At 69.4% G+C, this 3,257-nt stretch carries 3 protein-coding genes and 1 pseudogene; 3 read left to right on the top strand and 1 reads right to left on the bottom strand.

The genetic code is table 11. From position 1 onward, the window contains the following. The 3 genes from GX543_RS16295 to GX543_RS16285 form a co-directional block, all read left to right on the top strand. Window positions 1–893, top strand: an 893-nt coding sequence (locus GX543_RS16295) for a biotin/lipoyl-containing protein (protein ID WP_290853455.1), incomplete at its 5' end; no start/stop codon positions are given. 136 nt (window positions 894–1,029) lie between these two features. After that, entirely contained in the window at window positions 1,030–1,386 is a 357-nt protein-coding gene (locus tag GX543_RS16290; RefSeq protein WP_290853454.1) for a hypothetical protein, read from the top strand. A gap of 90 nt (window positions 1,387–1,476) precedes the next feature. After that, window positions 1,477–3,132: an FMN-binding glutamate synthase family protein gene (locus tag GX543_RS16285; protein WP_290853452.1), complete on the top strand. Its 1,656-nt coding sequence runs from the start codon at window positions 1,477–1,479 to the stop codon at window positions 3,130–3,132. A 1-nt stretch (window position 3,133) separates the two neighbouring features. Here the strand turns inward: GX543_RS16285 and GX543_RS16280 are convergent. Next, window positions 3,134–3,257: pseudogene (locus GX543_RS16280) on the bottom strand (CoA pyrophosphatase); the annotation flags it as partial.

Raw genomic sequence — 3,257 nt, 5'->3', positions numbered from 1 at the left:
TCCAGGTGGAGCACCCGGTCACCGAGGAGACCGCGGGCATCGACCTCGTCCGCCAGCAGTTCCGCATCGCCGAGGGCAAGGCCCTCGAGTTCACCGAGGACCCCGCACCGCGCGGCCACTCCTTCGAGTTCCGCATCAACGGTGAGGACGCCGGCCGCGGCTTCCTGCCCGCCCCCGGCCCGGTCAGCGTGTACCGCGAGCCCACCGGGCCCGGCGTCCGCGTCGACTCCGGCGTCCGCGAGGGCGACGTGATCGGCGGCCAGTTCGACTCGATGCTGGCCAAGCTGATCGTGACCGGCGAGAACCGCACCCAGGCCCTGGAACGCGCCCGCCGCGCCCTGGCCGAGTTCGAGGTCGGCGGCCTCGCCACCGTCATCCCGTTCCACCGCGCCATCGTCTCCGACCCCGCCTTCATCGGCAGCATGGGCGCGGACGGCGTGGAGAAGTTCGACGTCTACACCAAGTGGATCGAGACCGACTGGGAGAACACGATCGAGCCGTTCACCGGCGGCGAGCCGATCGACGACGAAGACGACGCTCCGCGTCAGAAGGTCGTGGTCGAGGTCGGCGGTCGTCGCGTCGAGGTCTCGCTTCCGGGCGACCTCAACCTCGGTGGCGGCGGCACTCGCCGCAAGCCCAAGGCACGCACCCGCAAGAAGGGCGGCGCCGCCGCAGCGTCGGGCGACGCCGTGACCGCGCCGATGCAGGGCACCGTGGTCAAGGTCGCCGTCGAAGAGGGCGCCACCGTTGAAGAGGGCGATCTGGTCGTGGTCCTGGAGGCCATGAAGATGGAGAACCCGGTGACCGCGCACAAGGCGGGCACCGTGACCGGCCTGGCCGCCGAAGCCGGCGCAGCCGTCACCCAGGGCACCGTCCTGCTCGAGATCAAGTGATTCCCGCGGCCCAGCCGCACATCTGAGCCCTGCGGCGCAGCCGCACATCTGAGCCCTGCCGCTCGTCTCACCCGTTCCGGGTCGGGGCGGGCGGCAGAGCGCTTTCGGTCGACCAGTTCCGTTGGAAGGATGAGTCATGGAAGCCGTCGAGATCAACGCCGGGGCCTGGTATCTGCGCGCGCTGCGCGACGACGACCGGCTCTCCGACGTCCCCGCCCTGCGACTGCTTGGGGTCGACGACCCCGAACGCTATGTCCGCCAGGCCGATGCTGCCTGGGCGGCTGACTCCGGCCTCACGTGGGCCGTCTGCGTGCCGACGACCGGAGAGTTGGCCGCGGTGATCGGCGTCGACTCCGCGGGGGTCACCGCGGGCCTCGCCCGCGAGGAGTTCGCCGAAGCCCTCAGTGCCGCCGTCGATCCGGCGACGCGCTGCGCGGCCGCGCTGCTGGGCGTGGCGCCGACCCCGCTGCAGGCGGCGCTTCCCGGCCGCTGACCCGGGAAAGTCCCGAGACCCGGCCGCGGACGTCTCCGCCGACCTAGAGTCGAAGCAGCGCTTCATGCAGAAACGGGCAAAGGGGATGGCATGGTCAGATGGCTGCTGGTGGTAGGACTCTGGATCGTCGCGGGGTTGTCGTTGCTCTTGGTGTTCCTGGTCTCGCCGTGGTGGCTGTTCCTCACCGTCCCCCTCGCCCTGATCGCCGCCGTCGGCCTCTACGACCTGGTGCAGACTCGGCACAGCATCCTCCGGAACTACCCCGTCCTCGGGCACTTCCGGTTTCTGCTCGAGTCGATCCGACCGGAGATTCAGCAGTACTTCGTCGAACGCGACACCGACGGGACCCCTTACGACCGCGATACCCGCAGCACGATCTACCAACGTGCCAAGAACGTCAAGGACGTCGACTCGTTCGGCACCGAGCGCGACCTCAATTCCGTCGGATACGAGTACGTGCGGCATTCGATCCTCGCCCAGGCCGCGCCCGAAGGCACGCCGCGCACGCGGATCGGCGGACCCGACTGCACCCAGCCCTACGACATGGCGATGTACAACGTCTCGGCGATGAGTTTCGGCTCGCTGTCGGCCAACGCGATCCTGGCGCTGAACGGCGGCGCAGCCAAGGGCGGGTTCGCGCACGACACGGGTGAGGGCGGCCTGTCCCGCCATCATCTGAAGCCGGGCGGCGACCTCATCTGGGAGATCGGCACCGGATACTTCGGCTGTCGCACCGACGACGGCCGGTTCGACGCCGAGAAGTTCCGCGTCGGCGCGGCCCACCCTCAGGTCAAGTGCATCTCCATCAAACTGTCCCAGGGCGCCAAGCCCGGCCTCGGCGGCGTGATGCCCGGTGCCAAGGTGACCCCCGAGATCGCCGAGATCCGCGGCGTCCCCGTCGGCGAGACCGTGGTGTCGCCGCCGTCGCACAACGCCTTCAGCTCCCCGGTCGGGCTGTGCGAGTTCATCGGCCGCCTGCGGGAACTGTCCGGCGGGAAGCCGGTCGGATTCAAGCTGTGCGTCGGTTCGCGCAGCGAACTCCTCGGCATCTGCAAGGCGATCCGCAAGACCGGGATCGCGCCCGACTTCATCATCGTCGACGGCGCCGAAGGCGGCACCGGCGCCGCACCGATCGAGTTCGAGGATCACGTCGGCATGCCGCTCACGCAGGGCCTGATGACCGTGCACAACGCTCTGGTCGGGACCGGCCTGCGCGGGCAGATCCGGATCGGCGCCTCCGGCAAGGTCACCAACGGTGTCGACATCGTCAAACGGGTGATCCAGGGCGCCGACTTCACGTTGGCCGCGCGGGCGATGATGATGGCCGTCGGCTGCATTCAGTCCCAGGAATGCCACACCAACAAGTGCCCGGTGGGTGTCGCGACGCAGGATGCTCGGCGCGGACGCGCGGTGCACGTGCCGGACAAGACCGAGCGCGTGTATCAGCTGCAGCGTCACGTGGTCGACAACGCCAAGCAGTTCATCGCATCCATGGGCCTGCAGAGCTTCGACGACCTGCACCCGTCGATGCTGATGCGGACCGTCGCCCCGAACGAATCGAAGTCGTACGCGGAGATCTACGAGTGGCTCGAGCCCGGGCAACTGCTCGAGGACCCGCCGGACTCGTGGCTGCAGGACTGGGAGTACTCGAGTGCAGACGCCTTCGTCCTCGCCAGCACGCACGTCCCCGATCCGGCCGCGCGTGCGCGGATGCGGGGCCGCACCGACAACCGGCTCGCGCTGTGACTCAGCGCCAGGCGAAGACCGGCTGCTCCAGGTCGTGGACCCGGGTGTCACGCCCGGCGAGGACCACCTCAGCGAACTGGTAGATCACCGCGGCGGTCGGCGCGTGGACCACGGTGTCGGCGATG

The organism is Gordonia sp. (in: high G+C Gram-positive bacteria) (genome assembly GCF_012515855.1).
Classification (GTDB): Bacteria; Actinomycetota; Actinomycetes; order Mycobacteriales; family Mycobacteriaceae; genus Gordonia.
Note: the sequence above shows the minus strand (reverse complement) of the source record. Positions and strands in the feature narration are given on the sequence as shown.